General features: G+C 44.0%; 12 protein-coding genes. 7 read left to right on the top strand and 5 right to left on the bottom strand.

Annotation, left to right across the window (positions count from 1 at the left end):
• Positions 1-178: 178 nt before the first annotated feature.
• The 3 genes from ACHUFN_RS17195 (at position 179) to ACHUFN_RS17185 (ending at position 3,679) form a co-directional block, all read left to right on the top strand.
• Positions 179-535 (top strand): adenosine deaminase, encoded by a 357-nt coding sequence (locus tag ACHUFN_RS17195; RefSeq protein WP_394223832.1) that lies wholly within the window; start codon positions 179-181, stop codon positions 533-535.
• A 3-nt stretch (positions 536-538) separates the two neighbouring features.
• A complete protein-coding gene (locus ACHUFN_RS17190; RefSeq protein ID WP_394223830.1) occupies positions 539-2,371 on the top strand; it encodes a lipoprotein N-acyltransferase Lnb domain-containing protein in 1,833 nt (610 codons plus the stop codon).
• Positions 2,372-2,611: 240 nt separating this feature from the next.
• The gene (locus tag ACHUFN_RS17185; protein ID WP_394223829.1) at positions 2,612-3,679 is read left to right on the top strand and encodes an ADP-ribosylglycohydrolase family protein; all 1,068 of its coding nucleotides are present in this window, start codon (positions 2,612-2,614) and stop codon (positions 3,677-3,679) included.
• Positions 3,680-3,769: 90 nt separating this feature from the next.
• Here the strand turns inward: ACHUFN_RS17185 and ACHUFN_RS17180 are convergent, their stop codons facing one another.
• Positions 3,770-4,867, bottom strand: coding sequence for a Gfo/Idh/MocA family protein (locus ACHUFN_RS17180; protein WP_394223827.1), 1,098 nt, complete (start codon positions 4,865-4,867; stop codon positions 3,770-3,772).
• Positions 4,868-5,127: 260 nt separating this feature from the next.
• On the opposite strand from ACHUFN_RS17180, the gene ACHUFN_RS17175 reads away from it, so the two are divergent.
• Positions 5,128-6,285, top strand: a complete 1,158-nt coding sequence (locus tag ACHUFN_RS17175; RefSeq protein ID WP_394223825.1) for an AI-2E family transporter — start codon at positions 5,128-5,130, stop codon at positions 6,283-6,285.
• A 143-nt stretch (positions 6,286-6,428) separates the two neighbouring features.
• On the opposite strand, the gene ACHUFN_RS17170 is transcribed toward ACHUFN_RS17175, so the two are convergent.
• Entirely contained in the window at positions 6,429-7,187 is a 759-nt protein-coding gene (locus ACHUFN_RS17170; protein WP_394223824.1) for a hypothetical protein, read from the bottom strand.
• A gap of 108 nt (positions 7,188-7,295) precedes the next feature.
• Between ACHUFN_RS17170 and ACHUFN_RS17165 the strand changes: the two genes are divergently transcribed.
• From ACHUFN_RS17165 to ACHUFN_RS17155, 3 genes are all read left to right on the top strand, one after another.
• Positions 7,296-8,165, top strand: a complete 870-nt coding sequence (locus ACHUFN_RS17165; RefSeq protein WP_394223822.1) for a LysR family transcriptional regulator — start codon at positions 7,296-7,298, stop codon at positions 8,163-8,165.
• Between the two features lie 82 nt (positions 8,166-8,247).
• Complete coding sequence (locus ACHUFN_RS17160; protein WP_394223820.1) at positions 8,248-8,451, top strand: hypothetical protein; 204 nt, start codon at positions 8,248-8,250, stop codon at positions 8,449-8,451.
• A 94-nt stretch (positions 8,452-8,545) separates the two neighbouring features.
• Positions 8,546-9,415 carry an EamA family transporter gene (locus ACHUFN_RS17155; RefSeq protein WP_394223818.1) on the top strand — a complete coding sequence of 290 codons (870 nt, stop codon included), beginning with the start codon at positions 8,546-8,548 and terminating at the stop codon, positions 9,413-9,415.
• Positions 9,416-9,426: 11 nt separating this feature from the next.
• Here ACHUFN_RS17155 and ACHUFN_RS17150 read toward each other — a convergent pair whose 3' ends face one another.
• The 3 genes from ACHUFN_RS17150 to ACHUFN_RS17140 all read right to left on the bottom strand — a co-directional run bounded on the left by ACHUFN_RS17150 (position 9,427) and on the right by ACHUFN_RS17140 (position 15,147).
• The gene (locus ACHUFN_RS17150) at positions 9,427-9,921 is read right to left on the bottom strand and encodes a DUF6314 family protein (RefSeq protein ID WP_394223816.1); all 495 of its coding nucleotides are present in this window, start codon (positions 9,919-9,921) and stop codon (positions 9,427-9,429) included.
• 10 nt (positions 9,922-9,931) lie between these two features.
• Complete coding sequence (locus tag ACHUFN_RS17145) at positions 9,932-11,755, bottom strand: TonB-dependent receptor plug domain-containing protein (RefSeq protein WP_394223915.1); 1,824 nt, start codon at positions 11,753-11,755, stop codon at positions 9,932-9,934.
• Positions 11,756-12,006: 251 nt separating this feature from the next.
• Positions 12,007-15,147, bottom strand: a complete 3,141-nt coding sequence (locus ACHUFN_RS17140; protein ID WP_394223814.1) for a WD40/YVTN/BNR-like repeat-containing protein — start codon at positions 15,145-15,147, stop codon at positions 12,007-12,009.
• Positions 15,148-15,260: the final 113 nt, after the last annotated feature.

The raw sequence follows: 15,260 nt of genomic DNA, 5'->3' as shown, positions 1-15,260 counted from the left end.
TCACCGCTAAAATTTTAAGCCAGCTAATTGACCTGCTATTTCTAGGAATTGCTAGGCAGAGTTAGTTCAAAAGCATCTATTACTTTGACCAAGACAAACTTTATTTGATTTTTATAGAGTAAACATTATATTAACGCCCGTCGTTAAATCGACATTCAAAATCAGAAAGGGATATATAATGAAAAAAATAATTGGACTAGCTGCTGCAAGCCTTATTCTTACCTCAGGTTGTGCGACCATTCTTACCGAAGAAACACACAAAATAAACGTTACAACAACTAGCGGTGAAACCACTACAGTTACTGTTGACGGCATGTCTCAAACAGTTCCTGGTGTTGTTACAGTTAAGAAAGAAAACAAAGATAAAGTGCTAGTTGCTGACGATGCAAAATGTACTGATGTTAGCCTTAACAAAGAAGTTGAGTCAGCATTTTTCATCAACATTTTAAGCGGTGGTGTTTTCGGTTCTTCTACCGACTACGGCTCAGACAAAATGTGGAAATACCAAGATTCAGTAAGCATTCCTTGTAAATAAATCATGCTTACTCGAATTCTAAAAGGAAGCATTCTTGCTTCCTTTTTTTTGATTTTCACTACAAATTCAACAGCCAGCGAAGCCATACATTTAAGTTTCTCAGATGCTGACATTCAAACACTACAGCAAGTGGCCAACGAACCAATGTGGCACTTGTTGCTTCAACTTAAAAATGGTCACCCAATAACAAACGATACCTCAGTATATTTAGGTGATTCGTTCGTAAGTCCTCTGGAAGAAGCTAAAAACACTATTCGACTGTTTCGCAACGATATCGTTAACGTTTGTAACTACCCTGCCCGATTGCGGCTACTCAAACGCTACTTACCCGAATTTGAACCTATCTTACCTAGCACACTTTGCACAGAATACCGTAGGTTTATTGAGAACGTCCCTGTCGATAGTATTACATTGATTTATGCATCAGAAAATGTAACGTCAGCTAGCTCTATGATGGGGCATATAATGTTGCGACTTGACGGAACTAACGAGAACGGAATTCCAGTAAGGCATGGCATCACTTTTTTTACTGAGCTTAACTCTCTCAACGTTCCCAATATCATGTATGAGACGTTAATTACTGGAAAAGAAGGCGTTTTTAAAGTTGCGCCGTTTGATGAGTTCGAACAATTCTATTTATACGAAGAACAAAGAAATATTTGGCGCTACACACTTAACTTCGACGAAAATCAGCGCAGCTTCTTAAGAGATTATATATGGGAACTTGGGCAGCAAAGCCCAGCTTATTTTTTCCATATCTTTAACTGTGCCACTGTCACACAACTGCTAGTTAATATCGCTCGCCCTAAAGAATTGAACGAAGTTGCAAGTTGGCTGACGCCCCTCGATGTTGTTAAATTTGCTCAATCACACTCACTCGTGGCGTCTACAGAATTTGTCCCTTCTAATAAATGGGAAATCACCACGCTAGAAAAGAGCATTGAAGATAAACGTACGTCCACCATATCTTCGCATTTAGCCCAAGCTCAACTGAATTCATTATCGCTCTCGTTTATTGAAACTAAATACGCACAGGCGCTTAATCAGTATTTTAGGTCGACACAAACTATTCCTGAAGAACACTATCAAAAGAATTCGTCTGAAATAGCAGAGTTTAATACGCAATACAGTCACCTTTCATTAGACGTGTCTGAATTACCTGTTCCTTCTACACGCCAACAAGAAGGCTATATTGGCGTTGGTATCAAGCACCTAGATAGTCGTGCTTTCATGGCGTTTCGCGCCTTCCCTGTTGCAAGAAGATTGGCCGACGATAACAGAAGCATGATTGGTGAAACCGAGCTTATCTTAGCGGATTTTGAGTTTAGAGTAGGTGTAGAGCAAGACAATTTGGGGGATATCTATGTAGATAAAGCCATGCTGTATCAAATGGTATCGCGAGTGCCAGTGACGCAAGATATCAGCAACTGGTCCTCATCATTTAATATCGGAATAAATCGGGTACTCTCCGGCGATAAACAACGCAAACTTATTGTCCAGTCGGAGTTTGGCTTAGGCTTTACACGCGAAGATATGCAAGGTTTAGGGATCTATAGCGATATAATTATCGGCGCTGGCGCTAACAATAGTGACGCTTTCGTTTACGCAAAGCCCGTCGTTGGATTATATGCATACACTAAGCTAAATAATAAGTTAGCCGTTAATTTTAGTAGGACTTACAACCAATATGGAAGTGGTGAGCATATCGATGCTGCATCTTTCAGCTTGCATCAGTACGGCCTGAAAAACATAGCGTTAGACTTTGAGGTGAACGTACAAAAGGTTGCTAGTGAATATGAATCGACCGCTTCTTTTATGTTGGGATATCGCTTTTGACCATCTGGGAAGGTTTGTGAGAAATTGCGCTTGAGTTTACAGGCAAAAGCTAACTTTTGAAGACAGACTGGGAATATACAATTGGGTGCACCTGTATATTTTCAGTCTCTATCAAGGTGACTTAGCTTTGCCTTTCAATGCCGCTAAAAGCGATCATATTTTTCTTTACCACCGTAAACTGAATAAAACACTGCCACCTAATACAGCGGTAGTTTCTTTACGGAATGAAAGAGAGATCACATGTCATTGCTTCCTACTCTACGAGCTAAAGCCGCACTCAAAAACGCATTTATTGGTGACGCACTGGCAATGCCAGTTCATTGGTTTTACAACCCTTCTGATATATATCGCGCTTTTCCCAATGGTATTGAGCAATTTGAAGATGCGCCCTCGTTTCACCCTTCGTCCATCATGTCGCTTCATTCTACACAACAAGGTGGAAGAGCCAATAAAGCCCGTAATTCACAAAAAGAAATTGTGGGAGAAGTCATTCTTAAAGGAAAAAGGAAATACTGGGGTAGCGCCAATCGCCATTACCATCACAACATGAAAGCGGGTGAAAATACGCTTAATGCGCATTGCGCCAACATTGTTTTGAAGTCTGCGCTTGAAGGCTACAGCACCGATAAGTTTTTAGCTCAATACATTAACTTTATGTGTGCAGAAACGCCCCAACACCCTGACACTTATGCCGAGTCTTATCACAGAGGCTTTTTCGCTAACCTAGAGCAAGGCACTCCCCCTGAAAAGTGCGGTGCTATCACCCATGATACTGCATCAATTGGTGGCTTAGTGTCGGTCACGCCCCTTGCCATTGTGCAAGCTTCAATGGGCGAATCCATAGAAGATATTCAAACACTAGCACGACGCCATTTGTACCTCACCCATCCAGATGAAGCACTGGCTAAAATTTGCGATGCTTACGTTGAGCTTATCTATAGGCTGTTGCACCGAAAGCGTGACAACCCTTTAACTATTCTTGAAGACATAGCCATGGATTCAATAAAATTGAACCTGCCTTTATTAACGTCGAAGAAAAGAAGCGACATGGAAATTGTTGGGCGTAAGTTTTCACCAGCATGCTACATCACAGACGCTTGGCCCAGCGTATTATATTTTGCCTATCGTTACGGCAACGACCCAAAGCAGGCACTTATTGCAAATACCAATGTTGGTGGCGATAACGTGCATCGCGGTTTTGTTTTGGGTGCCATTATGGGACTAATAGAGGGCGCTGAAATTACTCCGTGGTTCGACAAGCTCGCCAATGCGCAGACACTCACCTCTACTATCGACAAGCTTGGCTAAAACAGGTTTAACAACGCTAATCATGCTCTAACGAGAGAAGTGAATTACTGGCTCGCACGTATCTATAACGGTAACAACACAAAGCACTTTTTAAATCGTTACCGTTTTACCCGTTTTGGCTGCATCAAATATGGCGTTAACGATTTTTATATCGGCAAGCCCTTCACTGCCCGTTACCAAGGGTTCACGGTTTAGTAATATAGCCAGCGCATCGTTGTCCATCTGAAGGGTTTGCTGCATGCCTTTTATCGGAGCCAGTACTTTTCCGTCTGATGTTGTGCCAGTCACACCACTGTAGCTCTGCATGGGCTTGAGCTGATACCAGCCGTTTTCACAGTCTGCTTTGAAGTGATTGAAACCCTGAACAACACTTGTGCCGCAATCTGCTATTAAACCATTGCCAAAATCCATGGTGAATAAGGTTGTTTCGTCAACTTCAGTAAATTTGCTTGGAAAGCGCTGTGGTGGGTGATGACTGGTTACAGACAGCGGTTCTTTCCCCGTTAAAAACCTAGCGCCATTAATGGCATAAACACCCATATCATAAAGTGCGCCACCTCCCATATGTTTCTGCATTCGCCAATTATCAGGCGACCTTCCCTGACCAGAGTAACCCGCAAAACTCGATACCGCTTTCAGTTTTCCATAAGGTTTAGTTTCAAGATATTGATGAAAAGTACGAGTGTTAGGTTCGTGCTGCATGCGATAGCCAATAGACAATTGCACGCCATTTTTGTTGCAGGTATCAATGATGGCTTGGCATTCGTCACTGTCCATAGCCATAGGCTTTTCACACCACACATGTTTACCTGTATTCGCCGCCTTTAACGCAAAATCTTTGTGTGTACCGGTTGGCGTGACAATATAAATTACGTCAATGTCTTCATTGTTAGCAATGTCGTCCATTGTACTGTAAGTGTAAACGTTACTGTCTTTTATACCGTGCTTTCGCTGCCATTGAGGTATTTTGCTAGGTGTGCCAGTAATAATGCCGCGAAGCTCGCAGTGCTCTGTATGCTGAAGTGCAGGTGCGAGTAAGTTGGTGCTGTAATTCCCAAGCCCCAATAAAGCGATACCCAGCTTTTTTCGTGGTTGCTTACCATCGAACGCAAGTAAATAAGGGCTTTTAGCAAGTAATAAACTTGCCCCAGCCAAGCGAATAAAGTGGCGACGCGATACATGTGACATGGAAAATTCCTATTGAGCCGTGCAATATGCTTTATTACTGTTAGTAGAATTTATGCCAAGATAGATCACTAAACGTTATCGCTTAAAAGGCTGACGGAGTAATGCAAATCAAATTGCGCAAAACTGGCACCCTATTACGTTTTATTCGACGGCAAAAACAAGAGAGTAAATGGAGCGCTTTGAAGATATACTAGCTTCATAGTAAACACGCTGTTTTGCTTACTACTATCTACTTAATTGTACTCACCCAAGGCTTAAACATGGAAAACGCGGGCGCGTCTCACCACAATCAAAGCAAAAAGTCTGCAAGTACGTTTTCGAAAATTGCCAAACAAACAAGGCTTCTCAATACACTTGTTGTTTTTGCCGTTATTTACACATTGTACTTGGCAAAATCATTACTTATTCCCCTATTCTTTTCTGCGTTTGTAGCTTTATTACTTAGCCCGCTCGTTGCAATGGCAAGAAAGCTATATGTTCCACGTACAATTTCTGCTGGCGTGCTCATTGCGTTTCTTGTAACTCCGTTCACACTTTTAGGCTTAGAGCTTGCAGAGCCAGCCGAACGTTGGATGCAGTCACTACCTAAAATTGCAGCTGAAGTCTCTGAGGAAATCGAAGAGATCACCAGTAATATTGACGCATATAGCACCCCTGCACCAGCAGAGCCTGTCGAAAAAGAGCGCTCGTTTTTTGATTGGTTCGGTGAGGACGAAGAGCCTGAGGCTCCTCCTCCAGATAAGTCTAATTCAGTGACTGAAAAAATTAAGCAAAGTAGCATAGACATAGGCTTGACGCTGTTTAGCAACGCACCTTTGCTTTTGGCTCAGGTTCTCGCCTGCATTGTTTTAATCTTCTTTTTATTGGTTTTCGGGCCTAGTTTATTTCATGTATTTATCAGAGATTTTCCTGTAGTAACTAACAAACGACGGGCATTGGTGTTAGTTGATCAAATCCAGCGGGAGCTTTCCTCCTATATCGTCACCATTAGCATTATCAACTTTTGTTTAGGCCTTGCTACTGCCGGCGTATTCACATACATAGGCATTGACGACGCGCTGCTATGGGGAGCGCTGGTAGCCTTGCTGAACTTTGTGCCCTATCTGGGCGGCCTAGCCAGCTGTATTGTGTTGCTAGTGGTTGGCCTTGTTCAATTTGGGCTTACCAGCGGCGCATTTCTACCCGCCGGTTTATTTTTAGGTTTGAATATTATTGAGTCACAGCTCATTACCCCGGCTGTTTTGGGGCGAAGCATGCAGCTAAACCCGCTGATCATTATTGTTTGGATATCAATAACGGGCTGGCTGTGGGGTGTTGTGGGCGTATTGCTGGCGGTTCCCATTCTTATGTGCATTAAGATTATTCTTGAAAATCTTGGAGTATTTAGCCACTGGATTAACCTGTTAGAGTCAAAATAGAAAACGCCTCACTTTACGCGCTTAAGTTAAAAGAAAAGAAGGAATAGGAAAGCGAGAAACGGGTCATTAACAAGCTTATGCACTTCTGTAAGACTACCTGCTAACCTTGGGCAGATAGCCTTCGTGAAAGACGTATTAACCCATCAAACTCTAGGACGAACAAGGTGCAACTCAAAATCCGTCGTGCCTTTTTGGAGCTTTTTAAGTGACGCTTCAAACTCAGTCGATGCAAACACGGTTTCAACCTCGTTGATATCATCCCATTCTAAAATCACGATTTGCTGCGGCGCTAGAGCATTGGGATTGTGATCGCTCAACGTAATATTGTTAGTTTTAGATACTAACTTTCCACCAACGTCAGCTACTTTTTGCTCAAGATTATCAATAAAATCATAGTACTCGTTGGGCGACTTCGGGTTCACCCATGCCAATGAAATTGAATATGTTTTATCGTTAGAAAAAGTAAGCGTTGTTGGCTTCTTCACTTCATGGTCAAACAATTTCAATGCTTTCCATGCCTCCTTTCTAAGTGACTTCACATCAGTAAAAAGAGGTAATTCCTGGAACGACCTTTGTGCTTTAAGCGATGCCCATTGACTTAAAACAAAAACATTAGGGCTAAAATCGCCCATCAACGTTTTTTCTACAACAAGTACTCCATTTTGCGTATAACCGTGCTCACGCGCGGTTTGCGCATTTTTCTTAAAATACAAATCTCGCAGGGCCCTTTTTTCTGCCTCAGTAATAGGTGCGATTAACTGCATGACAGCGCCCGGATTAAAATGCACCGAAAAATGGTCAGTGTTCTCGTTAGCGTAAGCCGGCGAAGCTGCGCTCAGCGCTAAGCAACCGCTTAGCAAAATACCCACCAACCTACTGATTGAAAATATATTTTTTACCATAACAGTGTTCCTACCAAATATTGTTAACGTAATACTGTTGTTAGATTAGCAATTGAAATATTCTTAAACACGGTTTGTTTTTTGTTCTTAATGGTGCATATTTGTTCCATGAAAGACTGGAATGATTATTCACTGATACTTGCACTGCATCGAGCAGGCACGCTGAGAGGGGCGGCAATCATGCTTGGCACTACCCATACTACGGTAGCCAGGCGCTTGTCGTTGATGCACAAACAGTTTAACGCCACCATTTTCGAACGGATACCTGGCGGTTATCGCGCAACGCCGTTAGGAGAGCAGATAGTAACCACAGCCAAGCAAATTGAGAGTCTTATCAGTGAATCTGAACGAGGTTACTGCGCCAGTGACAATCAACTCACTGGGCCCATTACTCTCTCTTTGGGCGAACCTATGTCGCAGTTTTTATTGACCAAGGAGCTAGGTGAATTCACAAAGCTGTACCCGTCTATTCAACTTAAAGTAAAAAGCTCTACTGCCTTCGCCAATTTAGACAAAGGAGAAGCAGATGTTGTTATTCGCGGCGCTTACCAACTGCCCGAACACTTAATAGGGCGACGCCTATACAAGCTAGGCCTTTGCTTCTATGCCCACAAAGACTATTGCGAAAAAACACCCCGCAGCGATTGGCAATGGGTGGCACCTCTAGAAAACCAGATATGGCCGCAGTGGCTGGCAGAGTCGCCGTATCCCGATGTTCCAATAGGCATCACCATTGACGATATTGTCTCGCGTTATCATGCCATCATAAACGGTGTGGGTATGGGTCGAACCGCATGTTTTATGGGTGATGTTAACCCCGATTTGGTGCGATTGCCGGGAAGTGACCCCATTCTTAAATATGATATCTGGATTCTTACTCACCCAGATCTTTATGAGCAATCCAAAGTGAAACTACTAATGCAGTTTTTAACAGATACCATAATGTCTAAGAGAGACTTAGTCGAAGGCCGAATATAAAAAGTTTTAGCTTAAGTGGTAACATGGCAAGAAACTTGTAACGAACACGTCAATATTTAGGCAACAACGAGATTTTGACGCTATGCGCTTACCCACTAAACAACTTATCAACAAAATCGAGAACTTATCTAACGGGCTATCACCAGAGCAACTGGCAAGCTTCCTTGATATTATTGATGCCATGACGGCGCTAGTCGAAGAGGCGGGAGACTTTAAGGAAGGTAGTAAAGATGACAAAAAAGCCAAACCTTCGCCTACACCCGCAGTGTCTTCTGCTATCCACTAAGCTTGCTTAACTAGCTTTAAGGTTAACCATAGGTTGATTAAAACGGCGCATTGCAATATTTTAGCGCGCGGACTATTTCAAAGAAGAGAACCGCGTGCTTTACCTTGTTGCAGTTACTGTCCTGTGGGCATTTTCATTTTCACTTATTGGTGAGTTCTTAGCAGGCGCTGTAGACAGTTATTTCGCCGTGCTAACCCGTGTACTGCTTGCAGCACTGGTTTTTCTTCCTTTCTTAAAGTTGTCATTACTTAGCACTAAGCAAAAGGCCTTGCTGGCTTTATTAGGCGTAGTGCAGCTTGGCTTGATGTACATCTTCTTTTATCACTCGTTCTTATATTTATCTGTTCCAGAAGTACTGCTTTTTACAATTTTTACTCCGCTGTATGTCGCCATGTTAAGCGACGCACTGTTTAAGCGATTTACGCCATTTTATCTTTTGTGTGCGCTTATCGCTACCGCAGGTGCTGCCGTAATACGCTTCAAAGGAGTAAGTGATAACTTTTGGCTTGGTTTTGCCATTGTACAAGGCGCTAATCTTTGCTTTGCACTTGGTCAGGTTGGTTACAAAAAGCTTGCGGCTTCTTTTGAAACCAATGTGCCTTATCACAATGTATTCGCATGGTTTTATTTAGGCGCATTAGCTATTGCCCTGCCCGCTTTCTTTGTATTTGGAAACACCAGCCAATTACCGCAAACCACTGTGCAGTGGAGCGTACTCATGTGGCTGGGTATTGTCGCGTCTGGGCTTGGTTACTACTTTTGGAATCAGGGCGCATTAAAAGTATCTAGCGGTTCATTAGCGATAATGAACAACGCCCTCATTCCCGCTGGTCTTGTGGTTAACTTGCTGCTTTGGCAGAAAGATACAGACTATTTCCGCCTGTGTGTTGGCGGCGCAATTATTGCGATTGCGCTATGGATGTCTCATCAATACAACAGAAAGCACGGTCACGCGTTACACTAAATTGGCTTTGACTATGCTGGCGTAAATTCGCTGTGCATTATGTAGTCTTTACGGGGCCCGATCACCTCCCATGTCGAGCGCCATACCGGCCACTTATCGAAGTTATAGCGAACAACGTAGTTATCTTCACCACATAAGTGTTCTGCGTTTGGGTGAAGTGCGCTGAACGTATGAAAGTAGCGGCTATCGTCAAATAAGACGTCAAATACACCAGGCTGTGGCTGAAGCCAAAAGTAGCGACGTTCTGCCAACATTACGTTACCTGTCGGCGCTATTACTTCCCCTTGCTCAATATATGCTAACACGTTGTTGCTATTGCTTTTTTCCGCATTTTCTTTCGCTTCAAAATCAACAGGGCCTTTACCCACTTTATGCACATTAGAACGCCAGCTAAACTCGGCTTCACCATTGAAAGTAAACACGTCGCCACTTCGCTGAATAATTTTGCGGGTTAATTTCCAACGTCCAGCGAAGTCATCTAGTGATTGAGGGATACCTGAAGTCACTATATATGCCTTACCAAAAATAGGTTACGGTTGCAGAGTACTGGTCACCACGCCCTGGTGTACCAGGTATCTCTTCAAATCGTTCGTCCCATAGGTTGTCTACTGCCAATACAAAGTTAAGCCCTTTAATTTGCGTTGGCGCATAGGTCAAGGTTGCATGAGAGAAGAATGCGGAGTCTGGACCATTTCGCAGTGCATTCGCTTCTTGTTTTCGCCATTCATTGTCAACGCGTATTTCTACGGTATCAGAAACAAACCAAATAACGCCAAGCGTTGCGCGATGTGGAGGGTAGTTAAGCGCGTAAAAACTCGCATCTACCTCTTCGCTTCTATAGTCTTCAGACTTATCAAGATAGGCATAACTGGCTACCACATCTGCGCTATCAAAGCGTTTTAACGCAATTAGCTCCACGCCCAAAGTTTCAATATCAACCGGGTTTGCGCTGCGCGCCGACGTAGAATCAAAGCTGTACGTCCAGTCGGTTAGTTCATTATCCCAGCGATAAAAAAGTGCGGTATCGACTTTCCACGACAACTGATCAAACGACGCACCTAGCTCAAGATTCTTGCTAACTTCTCGTTGAAGCGCATCGTTACTTCTAAACAAACCGCTTGTGGTGCTGCCACCTATAGCGGTGTAGCCTGCGACCTGTGTAGCCTCTGCGTACGACAGGTAGATAGTACGAGAGGTATTGATGTTTGTTTGTTTAAGCCAGCTTATATCGCCAACAAAAGAAAATCGGTCGTCGTCGCGGTTTGTATCGTCAAACGCGCCACCTAGTCGAAAGGCAACCGACTCATTTTCATTTAATTGGGTGCGATATTCAGGCACAACACTTACTTTGTAGTAGTCGCGAGAGGTAAAGTTATTTTCTAACGTTGTTGACTCAATGTCATCACGGGTTAGTTGGGCGGCATAATGAATGCTAATACGTTGCGATGCATTATGTGAGCCCGATAGCGCAAGTGACTTCACCTGTGTCTCGTGAAACGCCTCAAAAGCGGCTGGGTTTTCTCGAGAAAATACATAGTGATCATTATGCTTTCGGTAGTAGGCAGACACCTCTACATGGCTGGCTGTATCGCCTTCACCATAGCGCTGTAAATGATTTAGCATTATTAAGCGCGTTTCTAAATCTTCGGTCTCATTTACATTGAAAGGGGTATATAAATTGGGCCAGCCAAAAAACTTTTGCTGATAGCCATAGAATAGATCGGTTTGCGACAGCTCGCTTGTAAGCTGAACGCGGCCAGAGGCTCGCTCAAAGTTATGGTCGCCGTTTTCAATGGTGCCATCGCTTTCAGAGCGCGAGTACTCGCCTTCAACACCCACGTGCCACGCTGGTTTTCCGTCTATGGGCAATTTCACCGCGCCATGTACACGCTGCAAATTAAAGTTGTTGTTACCCACCCCGACCGACACACTGCCTGCCGTCTGAACAGGACGCCAACCGTAAGACACAGTACCAACAGAGCTATTTACGCCGTAAAGCGCATTATCAACACCAGTGAAGATACTTGGATTGCTAAGCATTTCTGGCGCAATAGGAATTTCAGCAAAATAATGCCCTGTTTGAGGGTCAATAAGGGTAGCGCTTCCTACACGAAAGCCTGTGTTTTCAAAAATACCGCCACGAATAGTAACATCAGCTTGCGCCTCAGCCATATTTCGAGATTGTAAATCAACCCTTGGGTCATATTCCAAATTCGAGATAGGCGAATTAAATGTTCCAACTGGCTTGTCGTTCGCGGTCGCGGCGCCTTCAATGGTAATTTTTTCTACCGCTCGTTCTGCCCGACTAGAAGCATTTACATCAAAGCTTGAAGTCGACATATCGGCTAAAGCCGCTTGTGCATCGTTTGATGAATGTGCGCTAAATGAGGTTGCTGATAAACCAGTTAAAAGATTTAATGCCGTAACGCTAGCTAAAATTTTCATTTTGTTTTGCTTTTGATAGGTAGTTAATTTAACGGGCGAGGATTGTAAACAAATATCCAGAAAATGCAGTAATACTCTGTGTGTTTAGACCAGTAGGAGCCCTGCTGATGCAGGGCCCGACTTTTATTTAGAGCTAGCGTTGAACGTTAAAGGCTTTCTAAATCAAACACGCCCTGCTTAGATAGCTTTTCATTCAAAGGCTTTACTTCTTCGCCAAACAAAGTTTCTAACTGTACTTTGTACTGCTTCCACCTTGTCTCTAGATCTTCCAAACGCTTAAGTGCCCCGGCTTGAGCAGGTGCACCGGTTCTATCAAAGTTATCCATCAAGAAGCGAACTTGTCTGTCTAGCATGTTAGGCCAGTTAATATCGTCCTCGAAAGTTTGGTGTTTGGGCTGAATAACCAGTGCTTCCCAATCATCAATAGCGCTAACGATTCGCTCGATTGAGGCAGACACATCACTGGCAAGCATGACGTTGTTCTCTGCCACGCTGTTTAGCTTTGAGCGAACGTTTCGGGCTGTTTGTAAATACGCGAACAGGTCATTAAGTAGTGTTTCTGTCGCCTGAATGCTTTTTTCAACCACGTGAAGCTGAGCGAAGTCTGCTTCTTCTCTTGGATCTGGAAGCACTTCAAAGGCGCGAGTTTGTGATTGCTCGCCAACGGTAATTTTCGCCTTGTATTTGCCGGGCATAACACGCGCGCCATTCCAACCGCCAAATAGCTTTACGTTTTCGATACAGTTAAGTGGCTGGCGACGAAGATCCCATATAAATTCGTTATACCCTGCTTTTGTTTCAGGGTGTTTGAATTTAATCGGGCTACGTACGTCTTCATTACCTTTAGCGCATTTTTCAAAAGCACTAGGTGAAGATGACAACGAGCGAACCAGCTCATTATCTTCACTAAATATGTCGATAGAAAGGGTTTGCTCTTCTTCCAGTTCTTCTTTTAAGTAATAGCGGAACGTGGCACCGCGCGCTGGATTTTTCGCTTGTGGCTGATTAGTCATACCGCTGCCCGCTAAAAGGCGCACGCCATCGACAGGCTCAAATTGGAAAAATGCTTCATCGTCCAGCGATTTATTTACTTCACGCAGCGGGCTGATGTCGTCTAAAACCCAAAAGCCTCTTCCTTGCGTTGCTATCACTAAATCATCGCCCTTTACCTGCATGTCAGTAATGGCGACAGGTGGAAGGTTCAAATCTAATTTTTGCCAATGTTTACCGTCATCGAAGCTGATAAACATACCGCTTTCTGTACCAGCAAATAGCATGCCTTCGCGCTGCGTATCTTCTCTTACCACGCGAACGAAAGCGTCTTCTGGTAGCCCATCGTCAATCCGCTTCCAACGCTTGCCGTAGTTGTCGGTTTTGTAAATATAAGGCGTGTAGTCATTTAATTTATAGCCTGCTACCGCAACGTAAGCGCTGCCTTCTGAATGAGGGCTTAGCTCAATGGCGTTTACCTGTGCTTCTTTTTTGTGTGGGGTAATGTCTTTCCAGTTTCTACCTTCATCACGAGTAAAGTGAAGCTTGCCGTCGTCGGCACCCACCCAAAGCTCGCCTTTATTTGTTGCAGACTCGGCTATGTAGAAAACCGTATTGTAGTATTCAGCGCCTGCTTGCTCGTTGGTTATTGGCCCGCCGTTTAGGCCTTGTTTTTCCGGCTCATTGCGGGTCAAATCAGGGCTAATTTCTTGCCAGTTAACGCCACGGTCCGTGGTTTTCAAAATCATCTGAGTACCGTAGTAAACGGTGTTAGGGTCGTGCTTCGACACTAACACTGGGGCATTCCAGTTAGTGCGATATTTTTGGTCTCGTGCGTTTCTGCCAAACACATATTCAGGGTAAGGCATGATGGGGCGTGTAAGCCCAGTATCACGGTTGTATTCGGTTAATGTACCATTGATTGTAGTAGAGTAAATAAGCGTTGGATCATCAGCATTAAACGCAATATGCGCGCTTTCCCCGCCGCCCACGGCAAACTGATCTTCAATGCCTATACCGTCGCCCCACGTTTCAGAAGGCGTTGCCATGGTCGAGTTATCTTGCTGCCCACCGTAAACATAGTATGGCTCTAAGTTATCGGTGATCACGCGATAAAACTGTGCGGTTGGCTGATTGTAAATGCTAGACCACGACTGGCCGCCATCAAAAGTAACCGTTGCACCACCATCATTAGCATTAATCATGTTTTGGCTGTTTTCTGGGTTAATCCACATATCGTGAGTATCGCCATGCGGTAACGATATAGTTTCAAAGGTTTTGCCCCCGTCTATGGATTTATGTAGCTGAACGTTCATCACATAAAGCGTGTTTTCGTCATTGGGGTCTACTTTAATGTGGTTGTAATACCACGCGCGGGCTTTAAGAATGTTGTCGCCGTTCATAAGTGACCACGACTTTCCGACATCGTCACTGCGATACACGCCACCTTCTTCGGCTTCAATGATGGCGTAAACACGCTTTGGGTTAGATGCTGAAATATCTACGCCCACTTTGCCGATAAGCGTTGGCAGGCCTTTTTCTAGTTTGTCCCAGCTTTCGCCACCATCTGATGATTTATAAATGCCACCGCCTTCACCGCCTGATTTAATAAACCATGGTTTTCTTCCGTGATGCCACATGCTGGCATAAAGAATTCTTGGGTTAGTAGGGTCAATAGCTAGGTCTGCAGCGCCCGTATCGGCGTTTACTTTTAAAACATGCTGCCACGTTTTACCGCCATCAGTGGTCTTAAAAATACCGCGATCTTCATTTGCTGCCCATATATTGCCTTGCACTGCCGCCCATGCAATATCGGGGTTTGTAGGATGTATACGAATTTTCGGAATTTGGCCTCGTTTATCTAAACCCACCAGCTTCCATGTTTCACCGCCATCAGTAGATTTATAAACACCTTTTCCGTGGCTTGTGGTTACGCCGCGAATAGGCCCTTCACCTGTACCAACATAAATCACGTTAGGGTCTGACGGTGCAACGGCAATAGAGCCTATGCTTCCTACAGCAAAATCTTTATCTGAGATAGCTTTCCAGGATAAGCCTGCATTTTCGGTTTTCCAGACGCCGCCACCTGCGGTTCCCATAAAATAAAGATTAGAATTGCCTTCAACGCCAGTTACCGCCACAGAGCGACCACCGCGATATGGCCCAATAAAACGGTATTCCATTTTGTTGAAAAGCTCAGGGTTAATGGTGTCTTCTAACGCATAAACAGGGTGAGAAAAAACAAAAAGCGAGCTAATGCACATAGCAATAGCCGCACCTATCCTCCGTGAATTCATAGTTGGGTGCCTTAATGTGTATTTTAGTTTTAAAAATGAAGCTCTTATACTGCGCTGTCACGCGCAAATTGGCAAAGGTTTTACCTGTATGAATTTACGTCACCATGGTTCTA

The organism is Alteromonas gracilis, assembly GCF_043642145.1.
In the GTDB taxonomy this organism is placed as follows: Bacteria; Pseudomonadota; Gammaproteobacteria; order Enterobacterales; family Alteromonadaceae; genus Alteromonas; species Alteromonas gracilis_B.
Note: the sequence above shows the minus strand (reverse complement) of the source record. Positions and strands in the feature narration are given on the sequence as shown.